This window comes from Phenylobacterium sp. (genome assembly GCF_046463815.1).
Classification (GTDB): domain Bacteria; phylum Pseudomonadota; class Alphaproteobacteria; order Caulobacterales; family Caulobacteraceae; genus Phenylobacterium.
Window position 1 is genome coordinate 1 of record NZ_JBKBRO010000019.1, and the last position, 13,265, is coordinate 13,265.

15 protein-coding genes and 1 tRNA gene are annotated in these 13,265 nt (G+C 69.1%); 8 read left to right on the forward strand and 8 right to left on the reverse strand.

The window, feature by feature from the left end; all coding sequences use genetic code 11:
- Window positions 1-144 precede the first annotated feature (144 nt).
- The 5 genes from ACK4TT_RS13380 (at window position 145) to ACK4TT_RS13400 (ending at window position 3,865) form a co-directional block, all read left to right on the forward strand.
- Window positions 145-1,119 (forward strand): Mu transposase C-terminal domain-containing protein, encoded by a 975-nt coding sequence (locus ACK4TT_RS13380; protein WP_410213194.1) that lies wholly within the window; start codon window positions 145-147, stop codon window positions 1,117-1,119.
- Window positions 1,119-2,009 (forward strand): TniB family NTP-binding protein, encoded by an 891-nt coding sequence (locus ACK4TT_RS13385; RefSeq protein WP_410213195.1) that lies wholly within the window; start codon window positions 1,119-1,121, stop codon window positions 2,007-2,009. The genes ACK4TT_RS13380 and ACK4TT_RS13385 overlap by 1 nt, the downstream gene beginning before the upstream one ends.
- Window positions 1,999-3,054 (forward strand): TniQ family protein, encoded by a 1,056-nt coding sequence (locus ACK4TT_RS13390; RefSeq protein WP_410213196.1) that lies wholly within the window; start codon window positions 1,999-2,001, stop codon window positions 3,052-3,054. Before ACK4TT_RS13385 ends, ACK4TT_RS13390 begins: the two co-directional genes overlap by 11 nt.
- 75 nt (window positions 3,055-3,129) lie before the next feature.
- Window positions 3,130-3,501, forward strand: a complete 372-nt coding sequence (locus ACK4TT_RS13395) for a hypothetical protein (RefSeq protein ID WP_410213197.1) — start codon at window positions 3,130-3,132, stop codon at window positions 3,499-3,501.
- 181 nt (window positions 3,502-3,682) lie between these two features.
- Window positions 3,683-3,865 carry a hypothetical protein gene (locus ACK4TT_RS13400; protein ID WP_409639838.1) on the forward strand — a complete coding sequence of 61 codons (183 nt, stop codon included), beginning with the start codon at window positions 3,683-3,685 and terminating at the stop codon, window positions 3,863-3,865.
- Between the two features lie 96 nt (window positions 3,866-3,961).
- On the opposite strand, the gene ACK4TT_RS13405 is transcribed toward ACK4TT_RS13400, so the two are convergent.
- Entirely contained in the window at window positions 3,962-4,873 is a 912-nt protein-coding gene (locus ACK4TT_RS13405; RefSeq protein ID WP_409639841.1) for an ankyrin repeat domain-containing protein, read from the reverse strand.
- Window positions 4,874-5,300: 427 nt separating this feature from the next.
- Window positions 5,301-6,155 carry a metal-dependent hydrolase gene (locus ACK4TT_RS13410; protein WP_409639844.1) on the reverse strand — a complete coding sequence of 285 codons (855 nt, stop codon included), beginning with the start codon at window positions 6,153-6,155 and terminating at the stop codon, window positions 5,301-5,303.
- A 77-nt stretch (window positions 6,156-6,232) separates the two neighbouring features.
- Between ACK4TT_RS13410 and ACK4TT_RS13415 the strand changes: the two genes are divergently transcribed.
- On the forward strand, window positions 6,233-6,811 hold the full coding sequence (locus ACK4TT_RS13415; protein ID WP_409639847.1) for a TetR family transcriptional regulator: 579 nt from the start codon (window positions 6,233-6,235) through the stop codon (window positions 6,809-6,811).
- Between the two features lie 254 nt (window positions 6,812-7,065).
- On the opposite strand, the gene ACK4TT_RS13420 is transcribed toward ACK4TT_RS13415, so the two are convergent.
- From ACK4TT_RS13420 to ACK4TT_RS13445, 6 genes are read right to left on the reverse strand one after another with little or no spacing between them, the layout of a single operon-like run.
- The gene (locus tag ACK4TT_RS13420; RefSeq protein WP_409639850.1) at window positions 7,066-7,686 is read right to left on the reverse strand and encodes a phosphoribosylglycinamide formyltransferase; all 621 of its coding nucleotides are present in this window, start codon (window positions 7,684-7,686) and stop codon (window positions 7,066-7,068) included.
- Window positions 7,683-8,498 carry an MBL fold metallo-hydrolase gene (locus ACK4TT_RS13425; RefSeq protein WP_409639854.1) on the reverse strand — a complete coding sequence of 272 codons (816 nt, stop codon included), beginning with the start codon at window positions 8,496-8,498 and terminating at the stop codon, window positions 7,683-7,685. The genes ACK4TT_RS13420 and ACK4TT_RS13425 overlap by 4 nt, the downstream gene beginning before the upstream one ends.
- Window positions 8,495-9,271 (reverse strand): TatD family hydrolase, encoded by a 777-nt coding sequence (locus ACK4TT_RS13430; RefSeq protein WP_409639857.1) that lies wholly within the window; start codon window positions 9,269-9,271, stop codon window positions 8,495-8,497. Before ACK4TT_RS13430 ends, ACK4TT_RS13425 begins: the two co-directional genes overlap by 4 nt.
- A 7-nt stretch (window positions 9,272-9,278) precedes the next feature.
- Entirely contained in the window at window positions 9,279-10,280 is a 1,002-nt protein-coding gene (locus ACK4TT_RS13435; RefSeq protein WP_409639860.1) for a DNA polymerase III subunit delta', read from the reverse strand.
- Window positions 10,273-10,911: a dTMP kinase gene (tmk, locus tag ACK4TT_RS13440; RefSeq protein ID WP_409639863.1), complete on the reverse strand. Its 639-nt coding sequence runs from the start codon at window positions 10,909-10,911 to the stop codon at window positions 10,273-10,275. Before tmk ends, ACK4TT_RS13435 begins: the two co-directional genes overlap by 8 nt.
- Window positions 10,912-10,942: 31 nt before the next feature.
- On the reverse strand, window positions 10,943-11,845 hold the full coding sequence (locus tag ACK4TT_RS13445; RefSeq protein WP_409639866.1) for a septal ring lytic transglycosylase RlpA family protein: 903 nt from the start codon (window positions 11,843-11,845) through the stop codon (window positions 10,943-10,945).
- 110 nt (window positions 11,846-11,955) lie between these two features.
- Between ACK4TT_RS13445 and ACK4TT_RS13450 the strand changes: the two genes are divergently transcribed.
- Window positions 11,956-12,045: transfer RNA gene (locus tag ACK4TT_RS13450), tRNA-Ser, on the forward strand.
- Between the two features lie 122 nt (window positions 12,046-12,167).
- Window positions 12,168-13,241, forward strand: coding sequence for a tyrosine-type recombinase/integrase (locus ACK4TT_RS13455; protein WP_410213198.1), 1,074 nt, complete (start codon window positions 12,168-12,170; stop codon window positions 13,239-13,241).
- Window positions 13,242-13,265: the final 24 nt, after the last annotated feature.

Genomic DNA, 13,265 nt, shown 5'->3' on the forward strand with positions numbered 1-13,265 from the left:
CCGTCGTGCCATGGGCGAGCGCGCCAGCTGTGGAGGGCGCGCGCTCGCCCACCCCAACCGTGGCGTCAGTAAACGCCATCCACTAACATTGAACCCGGATCACCCCTCGGGGGCAGGCCACTGGTCTTCGACGTCGCCACCCGCATGATCGTTGGCTACTACGTCTCGCTCGAGCCGCCTTCGTTGCTGCGCGCGGCGATCGCCATCTCCTTCGCTGTGGCCGACAAGGGTCCCTGGCTCAGCGCCCGCGGATACGGCTACCCCTGGCCGGCACGCGGCCTTCCGCGGCTGGTCCACAGCGACCGGGCGGCGGAGTTCCGCGCCGACGTCTTCGTGCGGGGCCTGAAGAACCAGGGCGTCGAGACTTTCCTGAGGCCTGCCGGCAGCCCGCATTGGGGCGGCCACATCGAGCGGATGATCGGGACCATGATGGGCGCCTGCCGCATGCTGCCCGGTGCCACGCACTCAAGCCCGAGCGCCCGCGGCGACTACGACAGCGTAGGTTCGGCGAGGCTCACCTTGGCCGAGCTCGACGACTGGTTCGCCAAGCAGATCCTCGGCGTCTACCACAACACGGTCCACTCGGCGCTCGGCAAGACGCCGCTGCAGGCCTGGGAGGCGGCGACGGCCGGCAAGACGCCGCGCATGCCCGATGACCCGGAAGCCTTCCGGCTGGACATGCTGCCGTCCTCGGTTCGACAGGTCACCCGCCACGGCATTCGCTTGTTCGGCCAGGACTATGCCTGTGAGGAGCTGAAGCTCGCCTACGCCGAGCGCAAGGGGAAGGTAGAGGTCAAGTTCGACCCCCGCGACCTGTCCAAGGTCTGGGTGCGGCTGGAGCATGGCCGCTACGTGATCGCCCCTTACCGGTTCGCACACGAACCTGGGCGCGCGCCCACCTTGGCGCTCTACCGCGCGATGGCGCGCGCGACGCGTGGTGAACGCGGGCCCGCGCAGGGCCTTCTGGCCCGGCGCGCCATGGCGGAGATCGAAGCCGAGCTCGCCGCCAGCGCCAAGACCTCCCAGCGCGCCCGGCGCATGCAGGAGCGGCTCGCCGACGCGCGCAAGGCCACACAGCCGCGCGCCGAGATCAACGACAGTTGGGGAGGAGCGTTCTGATGTCCCAGACAGACACTTGCGGGGCTTTCGACCACCTCGACCCCAGCATGCGCCACCTCGCCACCGCCGATGATGCAGAACGCCTGCGGGCGATCGAATCGGACGCCTGGCTGCCCTATCCGCCCGGCGAGGCGGTTGTGGAGCGGCTACTGGAGCTGGTGCGGATGCCGAAGCGGGTCCGTATGCCGTCGCTTCTGGTCTATGCGCCGCCGAACAGCGGCAAGACCCGGATCATCCGCCGTTTCCTCGATCTCTATCTGGAGGAGGAGGCGCGGCAGGAGATCGAGCCGGGCTCGGTTGTGGCCATCCAGGCGCCTCCGACGGTCGACGAGAAGCGGCTCTACCTGGAGATCCTGCGCGGGATGCAGGCGCCGATGCCGGACGTCACCGTGCCGCGCCTGCGGGCCATGGTTGTCCGTCACATGGAGGCGCGGACCGTGCGTCTGCTGATCATCGACGAGATGCAGCACATTCTTGATCAGCGGGCGTCTGCCCAGCAGATCGTGCTGAACACCCTGAAGTACCTGTCGAACGAGCTGTCGATCGCCGTCGCGGGCTTTGGCAGCGGCGAGGCGAGGGCGCTGATCAAGGCCGACGAACATCTCGCGCAGCGCTTCGAGATCGTCGGCTTGCCTCGGTGGGCAAAGAAGGAGCGGTGGGTCGTCGAGCTCGTCCGGGAGCGCGTGGCGCACCTGCCGCTCCGCAAGCCAACCAAGGTGGACAAGGCCCTGATGAACACCCTCCATGTGCTCGCCGGCAACATGGGCGCGATGTTCGCGCTGCTGGAGAAGGCCGCGAAGGAGGCCATCCGGACAGGAACCGAATGCATCACGGTCGGCCTGCTCGAACAGATCGTGGCGCAGCGCGAGCAGGTGGAACATGGGCTTTGAGGCTCCCATTACTCCGACCCTGGCCCTTCCGCGTGTCGAGCCCGTGCCTGGCGAGGCGCTGTCGTCCTGGCTGGTGCGGATTGCCCATCGGCAGCTGCTCTCCCTGCACGAGGTCGGCTGGGAGATCGGGGTCGAACTCCACGAGCCCGATCGCAACCCGGATCGCGCCGCGCTCGCCGGTATCACAGCCCGCACGGGCCGCAGTATCGCCGAGCTCGAGGCGATGGTGCACCCTGCGTTCCTCAAGGCGGCCGCGCCGGCGGGGCTGCCGGTCCCGCTGGCCTGGGCCGTCTGTCGGTCCTGCCTGCAGGAAGACGTGGCGATGGAGCGGCCGCCCCATGTACGGGTGAACTGGACGCACCCTCTGGCCACCTGCTGTCCGACGCATCGCGAGCCCCTGGTCCCGCACGGCCAAGCCGGCGTGGACCTGGTCGGCGACCCGACGAATGAGGGCTGGACCCGCGCTTCCGAACCCCTGGACCTGAATATCGCCCGCATGCAGCCGGAGGAGCTGCGTCTCGGCGAAGCGGCCGCAGCGCTGATCGAGTCACGCTCGCCCGCGGCGCAGGACCTCCTCCGCGTCTGGACCCTTGAAGTGCTCGACGTGGTCGACGCCCTTTGTACCCAGATGAACATCTGCATGGGACGCGGGCCCTTGATGTCGGGCCTGGAAATGCGGTGGGGGCAGGTCTCCACGCGCGGCGGCTCACCCGAACTGCGAACCGCAGCAGCCTACGAGATTTCCACCGCGGCTCGGCTCTCCCACGTTCGCGCGGCCATGAGGATCCTGGGCGCGCCCGGTTGTCCGCCCACACCGGACCCGGCGCTTACCCAATGGGTGGAAGAGTGCGCCAGGCTCAGCGTCCCGAAGGCGCGCCAACGGGCTCTCAAATACGCCTCACTGGATCCGCTCGTCCTGGTTGCGCTGGCGTTGCCCGTGACGTCGTTCCACCTCATGGGCGCTCGAGCGGAGCATTGGTCGCCTCACGGCGAGGCCCGATGGCGGGCCGCCGCCACTGTCGCGGCGTTCTCCGGCTTCGCCTGAAGAATCTTCGCGTTGACAACCGACTGGACGGGGAGTCCGCCATGGGCGATTCTCTGATTTGCGAGTTGGAGGTCGATGGGATCGATGGAACACGAGGTCGGCCAGAGCGACGGGGCCCCGCAGTACGTCCACCGGACGAACCTCTCGATGCGTCTGCCCCGCTGGGCGCATAAGCGGATGAAGGGCGAGGCCAAACTCGCCGGCAAGACCGTGGCTGACCACTACGCCGCCGTCCTGGAGCGCTTCCTCGACGAGGAGGCTGACGGCTTTCGCAAGTACCTGCTGACGGGTCCGACGTCTTCGCCGTCCGTGACGCTTGCGCTGGCGCAGCCTGTCGTCGGCCGCGTCCGCGAACTGGCAGACGAACGCGACATGGTGATCAGCGACATCGTCTACACCGCGGTCCTGATCCACATGGGCGAAGCGCACATTGCACGGGCGGCCTGACGACCTCCGGGCGAACGCCGACCCTGCGGGGTCTGGGCCCGGGGGGCCCCGGTACGTCACTTTGGTCGAAGTCCGCGTTGTGGGGTAGGGACGGGAGGCGACCTGGGGGCGAATGAACGGTGATATACATGTGCGTGCTGACCAGCCACGCGCGCCGCTCACCCCGAGCAGGGGAAGTGCATTGCAGAACCAATATCTCGAGCGTGCTGAAGAGGCAGAGCGGCTGGCGAAGTACGCACGCAATGAGGCAGAGCGGGCTGACTTCCTGAAGATCGCGGAGATTTGGCGCAACCTGGCAACCGAGAAGCCGCTCTCACCAGATCAGCGGGCTAAGCAGCGTCGGGACGAACGTGAGCCGAAGTAGGTCGCCTGGCTCTCAACCAAGCGAACTTCGGCCTCGGGTCGAAACTCGGACTGGCCATCCAGCCTGACAGCGGACCGTCAGGATCGAAGGCCTTCTTTAGTACCAGGTGCCCTTCTTCAGGCAGGCGCTGTACCGGATGCTCGCCGTGTTCGTGCAGCGCGCCGCGCCCAAACCGCAAAGCGCAGTCGCCTCGTGCCACATCTGCTTGCAGTAAGCTTCATTGGCGCCGCTCGCCGGGACAGGCGTGGACGGGCCGCCTGGCGATCGCGCCCCCAAGAGCGCCTGCATCTCGGGTGACGCCGCATAGTCGGCGGGCCGCTTGCCGCTGTTGTCCGTAGCGGTCCGGCTGGCGCCCCTGGCGATCAGCAGCTTCGCGATATCGATCCGGTTGCGCTCGGCGGCCACGTGCAGGAGCGTGCCCCCGTCCGTGTCCTTGGAGTTGACGCCGACGCAGTCGTCGAGGAGTGCGGCGAGCTCCTCAGGCTGGTTGTACCACACGGCGTCCCGAGCTTGCAGGCGCGGCCGCGTCGCCGGCGTGCGGCCGTCGTTGGCCGGGTTCGCATTCGCGGCCGCGCAGGCCCCGTGGCCCGCTTTCACGGGCGCCGCCGGGGGCCGCTTCGCGGGCGCAGCCGCAGCGCCGCCGAGGTAGGGCGCGAAGGGGTCCGCCGGGGGCGCCATCTTGGCCCGGATCGCCGCTCGGATGGCCGAATAGCCTTCCGCCACATCATAGGCCGTACGCCCGCGCGTGGTCTTCAGGTCGGTCCGCGCGCCGCGGGCGAGCAGATAGCGGACCATGCGCTCATTGCCGTCCTCTGCGGCCACGTGGAGCGCTGTCCAGCCCTCCTCGTTCTGCATGTCGATATCTTGGCCGGCGTCGAGCATCCGCACGACCTCGGCTTCCTGGCCCATTTTGACCGCGTAGCGCCACGTGTCCCAGGAATCCGCCAGCGCCGCCAACGGCAGCAGTCCCACAGCCGCGATTGCGGCCAAAGCCAATCGAATACGCACGCGCCACACCCCCCAAAGAACCGCGGTAGGATGCGACGCCCGTGCGTGCCCAGCAATAGGCCACGTCACAGGTGCGGCGTGGCGTCAGCCCGCACGACGGGGCAGTTCCCGGTGTGATAGCGCAGGATCTTCACTCCTCGACGCAGCAGATCCAACCCGACTTCGACGTCCGACCCGTTATCGACGTCCTGACTGGAACGCTGGGAAGAGGGGGTAAAGCGAGATGAGCTGGCAGCCCGTGGACTTGCTCGTCGCAGATTTGGAGTCAGGAAGCCGCCATCTGCGCCGCAAAAGAGGCGAGAACCTCCGAGCAGGCCGGGAGTCGCAGCTTATTGAGTCAGCGACACCCGCCGCGCCACTCACAATTATCGCCTAAGGAATATTATCGGAAATAAGGGATGCGCCTTCAGGCGGGACCCGAGGCCGCTCAGGCCGCCAAGGGCTTGGCCGCGGCGTCGAACTCGGCCATCCAGTCCCTCACCTCGGCGCGGCTGTCCTGGTCCCACGGATGGAAGCCCGGCCGGTACCAGGCGAAGTAGGTCTTCCAGCCGCGGCGGAACAGGCCCGGCTTGCGCCAGACGTAATCCTTCACCGCCTTCAGCGCCGCGTCCGGCGAATAGCCGTCGGACTCCAGCAGGCTGGCGGCGTAGCGCGTGATATTCTGGGTGAAGTTCCTGGTCACAAGGATCATGATCAGCACCCGGGCGCGGTACCGCCGGAACGCCGGCCAGTCCTTGGTGACCTCCATGAAGACGTCGTAGGCCACGGCCTTGTGCTCGGTTTCCTCCACGGCGTGCCAGCGCCACAGGCGCTCGATGCCCGGCGCGGTGTCCTCGAACAGGTTGCGGTGGACGGCGTGCATCTCGGCCATCATGGCCGTGAAGTGCTCCAGCGCGATGGTCGACAGCAGCATGGCCATGGGCCCGCGCTCGCGGCTCTCGGCCACACGCTCCCGGACCGCCGCCTCGATCTCGGTCGCCGCCGGATAGCGGCTGCGGTCGATGAGCTGGTTCAGGACGTGGTGTTCGCGCGAATGGATCGCTTCCTGGGCCACGAAGCCCCGGACGTCCTCCAGAAGCTTGCCCTTGAGCTGCGGCCGGTAGTGCTTGACCGCGTCCATGAACATCCGCTCCCCGTCGGGAAACGTCAGCGACAGCGCGTTGAACACCGCCGTGCCGACGGGGTCGCCGCTCAGCCAATGGCCCTGGCGCGCCTCATCCAGGTCGAAGTGGATGTCGCGCGGCCGAACCGTGACGTCGGCGGGCGTGGTCTTCAGCGTCATTGGCGGGGCTCCGCAGGTCGCTTACCAAGGGACATTGCGTCCCTCTCTTCGATCGAAGTCTGCCATTGTCGACAAAAATGTCAATAAGCGATCCGCGCCCTCGATCCCGGCCCCGACGCTCGCCCGAGGCCGCGCGCGAAAACATCCTGGCGGCCGCTGAGCGCCTGCTGATCGAGAAGGGCCCGCAGGCGTTGAAACTGGCGGACGTGGCGGCGGCGGCCGGCGTGGCCCACGCCACGGTGCTGCATCACTTCGGATCGATCGACGAGGTGCAGGCCTCGCTCATGGAGCGGATGATCCGCCAGTTGGTGGCCCAGATCCTCGAGGCCAAGGCCCACGCCGAGGACGAGGCCGACGCGGGCCTGCGCGCCCTTTTCGACGCCTTCGAATCCCGCGGCGCGGCCCGACTGGCGGCGTGGCTGGAGCTCACCGGCGAGTCCCGCCGCCTGACCATGGTGCGCGAAGCCGTGCGAGACGTGATCGAGAGGCGCATGACGCCGGGCGGGATCGATCCGGCCGCAGCCGAGAACCTTGTGCTGGTGAGCGTAACGCTGGCCATGGGCGTCGGCCTGTTCGGCCAGTCGCTCGCCGAGCTGATGGGCCGCCCGCCGGGCGACGTGCGCCGTCTGGCCCTGGAATTCCTGCGCGGGCGCTAGGCCCCTGCCCCAGGCCCACGCCGCCGAGAGGCTCGGTCTCGAATCGCTCGCCGAAGCCGGCGATGATCGGCCGGGCCTTCGTGATGGCCGCCTGAGCGGCCGGAAGGGATAGCGAGGCCATGTGGCTATCCGCGCTGTCCCAGACCTCGGTGATTCACAGGGCGTCCGACCGGATCGGATCCCGGGCGACCACGTAGCTCAGACAGCCGGGCATGGCGCCCGTAGCGGCCAGCTCCGCCATGAACTCCCGCCGCTCAAGCAGCGTCGGGCAACGCCAGGTCGCCGGCCGCGATCCGGCGCAGCGTCTCGACGAAGAACGCAGGCTCGGCGGCCTTCACCCGCGCCTCCAGCATCTCGGGCGTGTCGCCGGGCGCGATGGGCACGCTCCGCCGGGCGAGTTCGGGCCCGTGGTCGTACTCCTCGTCCACCAGGTGGATGACGATGCTGCTCTCGGGGAGGCCGGCCGCCAGCACGGCCTCGTGCACGCGGCGGCCGTACATCCCCTGCCCGCCGAATTCCGGCAGGGGCCCTGGGTGGATGTTGATGATGCGCCCGGCGTAACGGCTCAGGACGGCGGGGCCCAGGCGGCGCAGGTAGCCCGACATGACGATCAGCTCCACGCCATGGGCGGCCATCTCGTCGGCCAGCCGGCGGTCGGCGGCCTCGGGATCGGTCTTGGTGGGCACGCAGATGGCCGCGATCCCGGCTTCCTCCGCCCAGGCCAGCGCCGGGGCGGCCTTCATGTTGCTGACCATCAGGCGCGGCTCGGCGTCCAGGGTCCCCGCGCGGATGGCCTCCACCACGGCCAGGGCGCTGGAGCCGTTCCCGGACGCGAGGAATCCCAGCTTAAGGGTGGAGGATTTCACGTCTTTCACGCCCGGAGCTCATGTTGGACGACGAGGCCGTCGTACGCTGGCTCGACGCCGGTCGGCAGTTCCCGGATCAGGGTGTCGAAGTCCATGTCGATATGCATGTTGGTGAGGATCGCCCGGCGCGGCTTCACCCGTTCGATCCATTCGAGGGCAAGGTCGAGATGGGCGTGGGTGGGGTGCGGACGGCGACGCAGGGCGTCCACGATCCAGACGTCGAGGTCGGCCAGGGCCTCGAACGCGGCCTCGTCCAGGCCCACCACGTCGCTGGAATAGGCCACCCCGCCGAAGCGGTAGCCCACCGACCGGACGCCGCCGTGATCCTGGTCGAAGGTGCGCACGGGGATAGGACCCGACGGCCCCTCCACGGTCCAGGCCTTGCCGTGCGGCGGCAGGGCCTCGGGCGTGCAGATGGCCGGATAGCCGCCCTCGCCCTCGAAGATGTAGCCGAAGCGGCGCATCATGGTGTGGTGCGTGGCTTGGTCCATCCAGCACGGGATCCGCGCCTGCTGGCGCAGGAAGAAGGCCCGCACGTCGTCCAGGCCGTGCACCTGGTCGGCGTGGTCGTGGGTGAGCAGGACGGCGTCCAGCCGCTTCGCGCCCGCCCGCGCGGTCTGGAGGCGCAGTTCGGGCGAGGCGTCCACCAGCGCCGTGGTCTCCCGCGCCGGATCGTCGGCCTTGCGGCGCACCAGGATCGAGCAGCGGGTGCGGTGGTTCTTCGGATTGGCGGGGTCGCAGACGCCCCACTCGCCGTCGGCCCGCGGCACGCCGCCGGACGAGCCGCAGCCCAGGATCACGATCTCGATGAGGCCGCTCACGGCCGGGGAATCCGATCGAACAGCGCGAAGAAGGCGTCCTCGGTGCGGGCCTCGGCCTCTTCCAGCGTCCAGCCGCGGATTTCGGCCAGCTTGGCCAGGATGGGCGGCAGGAAGGCCGGTTCGTTGCGGCGGCCCCGATAAGGGACCGGCGCCAGATAGGGGCAGTCGGTCTCCAGGATGATCCGCTCGGCCGGCATGTCGCGGATGAGCGCCCGGACATCGTCCGCGGCCTTGAAGGTGGCGATCCCCGAGACCGAGAACCAGGCCCCAAGGTCGGCCGCCCGCCGCGCGAGCTCCGCGCCCGATGTGTAGCAGTGCATCAGGATCCGGAAGGCGCCGCGGGCGTACTCCTCCTCCAGAATTCGGCCCATGACCTCGTCGGCCTCGCGGGTGTGGACCACCAGCGGCAGCCCCGTCTCGCGGGCGGCCTCGCAGTGGACCCGGAAGACCTTCGCCTGGATGTCCCTGGGACTGAGGTCGTAGTGGAAGTCGAGGCCGCACTCGCCGATCCCCACGACCCGCGGGTCCTGAGCGATGTCGACGAGCGTCCGGGCCGAAAGGTCCGGGTTCTCCTTGGCCTCGTGCGGGTGCGTGCCCACTGTGCACCAGATGTCCGGATGCATGGCCACGGCCCGGACCTTGTCGTAGTTGGACACCCGGTCGCAGATGTTGACCATCAGGCGCACGCCCGCCGCCAGCGCCCGGCTGATGACCGCCTCACGGTCGTCGTCGAATTGAGGTGCGTGCAGGTTGACGTGGCTGTCGATCAGCATGGGGTCGTTAGGCCTGGGCGGCCTGCTTCAGTTCCGTAAGCGCGGCGAACAGCGCGTCGGTGCGGTCGAGGTTCAGCGCCTCGACCTCGCGCGGGAGGCGCTGGAGCGTCTCCCACGCCTGGGCCCAGCGATCAAGCGATCCCATCCCCTGGTTCGCCCGCTCGGTCGCCATGTCGTGGAGGCGGTCGGCCAGCCGGTCGAACAGCAGGGCGAAGGCCTGCGGCCCCTCGCCGCCCCGGAACTTCTCGGCCAGCAGCAGCGCGCGGGCCTCGTCGACCTTGGGCAACTCGGCCAGCAGATCGCGGGCGGCGTCGTCCACGGCGATGGCCTGGGCTGCGGCGAGGGCCAGGGCGCGGCCCGGCGCGCCGCCCGCCATGCTGGCCAGGCGCAGCGATTCCTCGACGTTCACATCCGCGCGGGTCCGCACGAACTCGGCCGCCTCCTCCAATTCCAGGGGCCGGAACGCCAGGCGGCGGCAGCGCGAGCGGATGGTGGCCAGCAGTCGCCCCGGCGAATGGGAGATCATCAGCAGGATGCCCCGGGGCGGCGGCTCCTCCAGGGTCTTCAGGATGGCGTTGGCGGCGTTGACGTTCAGGTCGTCGGCCGCGTCGATGATCGCCACCCGGTGCGGCGCGCTGGCCGGCGACTTGGAGAAGAACTCGCCCAGGCGCCGGGCGTCCTCCACCGGGATCACCTTGCGCGGCTTGCCGTCGGGCCCCTCGCGCTCCAGCACCATGAGGTCCGGATGGCTGCGGGCGGCGACCTGCCGGCTCACCGGGTGGTCGGGGCTCGCGCCCAGGGTCCCATAGGCGGGCGCCGGCGGCGCGCCCAGCAGGCGGCGCGCGGCGCGATAGGCGAAGGTGGCCTTGCCGACCCCTTCCGGTCCGGACAGCAGCCAGGCGTGATGCAGGCGGCCACGCGCCCTGGCGTCCTCGAAGGCCGCTTCGGCGGCCTCCTGGCCCTCCAGGCCGTAGACGTCGCGGGGATGGGGAACGGCGAACTCAGCCATGGACCGCGAGCCGTTCGGCCACCGCCTGCCAGACGGCGGCCTCCACGGCGTCCATGTCCGCCGACGCGTCGATCACCGCGCAACGCCCAGGCTCGGCCGCGGCGATGGCGCGGAAGCCGTCGCGCAGGCGCTGATGGAAGGCCATGCCCTTGGATTCGAACCGCATCTCGGCGCCTTCGGCCCGGGCGTGGGCCCGCTCCAGCCCCACCTCGGGCGGCAGGTCGAAGACGAGGGTCAGGTCTGGGCGGACATCCTGGAGCACATGGACCTCCAGCGCCGCGATCAGGTCGGGGTCGGTCCCGCCGGCCGCGCCCTGGTAGGCGCGCGTGGAGTCGGCGAAGCGGTCGGAGATCACCCAGGCCCCCCGCGCCAACGCCGGGCGGATCACCCGCTCGATGTGATCCCGGCGGGCGGCGTACATCAGCAGCGTCTCGGTGACCGGGCTCCAGCGGTCGGCGTCGCCGTTCAGCACGAGGTTGCGGATGCTCTCGGCGCCGGGCGAGCCGCCGGGCTCGCGCGTCGTCACCACCTCATGGCCGCGGGCGCGCAGGCGCACGGCCAGGCGCTTCACCTGGGTGGATTTCCCGGCGCCCTCGCCGCCTTCGAAAGTGATGAACCGCCCGCGCGACACGGGGCCAAAATGGCCCGTTCGCCGCAGAAGTCTAGAAGGCGCGAACGACGCGGGCGTCCGCGAAGCCGATCTCGGCCACGCGATCCCGCAGGGCGAACGCCTCGGCCTCGTCGGCCGGGGCCGTCAGCATGACGCGGTAGAGGATAAGCCCGTCCCGTTCCAGCGGTTCGATCACGGCCTGACCGGCGGGCGACAGCAGGCCTACGGCGCGTTTGGCGTTGGCCTCGTTGGCGAAGGCGGCCGCCTGAATCCGCAGGCCGCTGGCGACGGTGACGATGGGCGCCTGGGCCGCCGGCGCGAGCGCCTGGGCGGTCACCGTCTGGGGCGGCGGGGGAAGCGCCGCGGCGATCTCGAAGGTCGCGTCCGGCGCGGGCTGCACGATCTTCGGCGGCGGCTCCACCGGACTGGCCGAGGCGAACCGCACGCCGGCGTCGCGGCCCAGAAGCGGCGCAGGCCCCACATAGCGCACGCGCACGCGGGCCACGCCCTGCCGCTCGTAGCCGAGCTGGCGCGCCGCCTCGCGGGAGAGGTCGATGATCCGGTCGCCCACGAACGGCCCGCGGTCGTTCACCCGCACCTGGATCTTCCGGCCGTTCTCCAGGTTGGTCACCTCGACAATGGAGGGCAGCGGCAAGGTGGTGTGGGCGGCGGACGGCAGGTTCATGTCGAACAGCTCGCCATTGGCCGTGGTCTTCATGTGGAAGGCGTCGCCGTACCAGGAGCCGACGCCGATCTCGTCGTAGTTCGGCTGCTCCCTGGGGACGTACCAGACGCCCCCCACCTGATAGGGCTTGCCGACCTTGTAGCCGCCCGGCTTGGAAGGAGCCTGGGCCGTGGCGCCGGGACGGGCGGCGTAGCGCGGCGTCACGCAGGCGGCCAGCGAAACGCCCGCCAGGAGGATCACCGCCAAGTTCAGGGTGTGCTTCGCCGCCATGCCGCCTTCCCCGCGTTCGACCGGCGAGCTTGCCGGCCAAGGCTTGCGACAGGGTTAACGGAGGGTTGCGGTGGAGCCGCCTGCCCGCCCCTGCTATAGGCGCCAGCTCCGGATGGGTGGCCGAGTGGTTTAAGGCAGCGGTCTTGAAAACCGCCGTAGGTGAGAGCCTACCGAGGGTTCGAATCCCTCCCCGTCCGCCAGTTTTCCCTTGTGGAATAAGGGGTTGGGTCTGCGTCCGCTTCTGGCGGGCCTCTGAACGAAGATGAATATCGCCTTCGGCGGGGACGATTTGGGACAATCGGCTCCGGAAACAGAGAGACTGATGACCACCACCAAGACCCCCGACCCCGGCATCTACAAGCGCGGGCCGAAGCAGTACCAAGTGAAAATCCGCCGGAACGGCGTTTCGGTGAGCCGGACGTTTGAGACGATGGCGGACGCCCGCCGCTGGCGGAGCGTCCAGGTCGGCAAGATCGTCGCCCACGAGTTCGTGGACAAGTCGAAGGAGCGACGGACGCTTCTCTCTACCGTGCTCGACGAATACCTCGTTCGCGTCACTCCCAAGAAGAAGGGGCGGCGGCAGGAGGAGAACCGCATCAAGGCGTGGATGCGAACCGACTTGGCGAATTACCCCATCGGCGGGATCGAACGGTCGGACATCGCCGAGTGGATCGAAAGCCGGATGGCCGATGGCAAGGCGCCCAGCACGGTTTGCAACGAGATCAACCTGCTCTCTGCCGTGTTCAAGAAGGCGGCTGACTGGGGCTTCCGGATCGAGAACCCTTGCCGTGAAGTAGAACGTCCGAAGCAGCGACCGGCCCGGTTTGCCACCCTCGACGCGGACGAGAAGGCCAAACTGCTGAAGGCGTGCGCTCGCGGGCCGAATTGGCTGCCCTACGTAGTTCGCCTCGCTCTCACCACGGGAATGCGGCAAGGCGAAATCCGCCGCCTTAACTGGGGCCATATCCACAGGACGTGGTTGCACCTCCCCGAAACGAAGAACGGGGAACCGCGAGACGTGCCCCTCACCCGTGAAGCTGAACAGGTGATCGAAGACATCAGGCGCGACCTGCCGCGCCGGTTGAACGGCTGGGTCTTTGGCGACCCGGATCGCCTCTCCGCCGATGGCGGGTTCACCGAGTGGCAGGTTCAGCAAGCGTATCGGGACGCCGCCATATGGGCCGAAGAGCATCTTGGCTTGGAGCGTCGGACGTTTCACGACCTTCGCCACGTCGCCCTGACCGCGTTGGCCGCCTATCACGACAACGTCCTGACGTTGCAGCGGACCAGCGGCCACAAGACGGTGGCCGTTCTCAGCCGGTACATCAACTTGAAGCCCGAGGATGCGGCCCGGATGGTCCGAGATCGCGAGGCGGCCCACAAGGCGTCGGCATGATCCGGCCCAGCCAGTGGTACCGGC

Excerpts from the sequence above, each read along its gene's own strand:
- ACK4TT_RS13380 (WP_410213194.1), top strand. The coding sequence starts at position 145 with ATGATCGTTGGCTACTACGTCTCGCTCGAGCCGCCTTCGTTGCTGCGC.
- ACK4TT_RS13385 (WP_410213195.1), top strand. The coding sequence starts at position 1,119 with ATGTCCCAGACAGACACTTGCGGGGCTTTCGACCACCTCGACCCCAGC.
- ACK4TT_RS13390 (WP_410213196.1), top strand. The coding sequence starts at position 1,999 with ATGGGCTTTGAGGCTCCCATTACTCCGACCCTGGCCCTTCCGCGTGTC.
- ACK4TT_RS13395 (WP_410213197.1), top strand. The coding sequence starts at position 3,130 with ATGGGATCGATGGAACACGAGGTCGGCCAGAGCGACGGGGCCCCGCAG.
- ACK4TT_RS13410 (WP_409639844.1), bottom strand. The coding sequence starts at position 6,155 with ATGACGCTGAAGACCACGCCCGCCGACGTCACGGTTCGGCCGCGCGAC.
- ACK4TT_RS13415 (WP_409639847.1), top strand. The coding sequence starts at position 6,233 with ATGTCAATAAGCGATCCGCGCCCTCGATCCCGGCCCCGACGCTCGCCC.
- ACK4TT_RS13430 (WP_409639857.1), bottom strand. The coding sequence starts at position 9,271 with ATGCTGATCGACAGCCACGTCAACCTGCACGCACCTCAATTCGACGAC.
- ACK4TT_RS13435 (WP_409639860.1), bottom strand. The coding sequence starts at position 10,280 with ATGGCTGAGTTCGCCGTTCCCCATCCCCGCGACGTCTACGGCCTGGAG.
- ACK4TT_RS13445 (WP_409639866.1), bottom strand. The coding sequence starts at position 11,845 with ATGGCGGCGAAGCACACCCTGAACTTGGCGGTGATCCTCCTGGCGGGC.
- ACK4TT_RS13455 (WP_410213198.1), top strand. The coding sequence starts at position 12,168 with ATGACCACCACCAAGACCCCCGACCCCGGCATCTACAAGCGCGGGCCG.